The sequence below is a fragment of the Clostridium sp. C2-6-12 genome (genome assembly GCF_009928485.1).
GTDB lineage: Bacteria > Bacillota > Clostridia > Clostridiales > Clostridiaceae > Clostridium.
The window spans coordinates 1-615 of record NZ_JAABNP010000095.1 but is presented as its reverse complement, the minus strand read 5'-3'; the positions used below and the strand labels follow the sequence as shown (position 1 = coordinate 615).

The window sequence follows — 615 nt, the reverse complement described above, 5'->3', positions numbered from 1 at the left end:
GAGAAGCATCATCACTTGCTGGAACTTTAGGACTTGGAAAATTAGTTGTATTATACGATTCAAATAACATTTCAATTGAAGGACATACTGATATAGCATTTAGAGAAGATGTGGCTAAGAGATATGAAGCTTATGGATGGCAAGTATTAAAGGTTGCAGATGGAAATGATATAGATTCAATCGAAGCTGCAATAGCAGAAGCTAAAGCAGAAACTACAAAACCATCAATTATAATAGTTAAAAACCAAATTGGATTTGGTTGCCCAGCAAAACAAGGAAAAGCATCAGCTCATGGTGAACCTTTAGGAGCAGATAATGTAACTGCAATGAAGGAAAACTTAGGCTGGAAGACTGAACCTGCTTTTTATGTACCAGACGAAGTTTACGCAAACATGAACGAACACATAGCAAAAGGTGAAAAGGCTGAATCAGCATGGAATGAATTATTCAAAGCTTATTCAGCAGCTTATCCAGAATTAGCAGCAGAATATACTAAATGGATGAGCGGCGAATTAGATAAAGAAGCATTATTAAATAATGAAGAACTTTGGAGCTTTGATAAAGAAATGGCTACAAGAGAATCTTCAGGAGTAATGATAAACAGATTAGCTAAGC

The 615-nt window shown here is 35.6% G+C and carries 1 pseudogene; it reads left to right on the top strand.

The annotated features are described in order from the left end of the window. A pseudogene (locus tag GXK56_RS27520) lies at positions 1-615 on the top strand (transketolase); the annotation flags it as partial.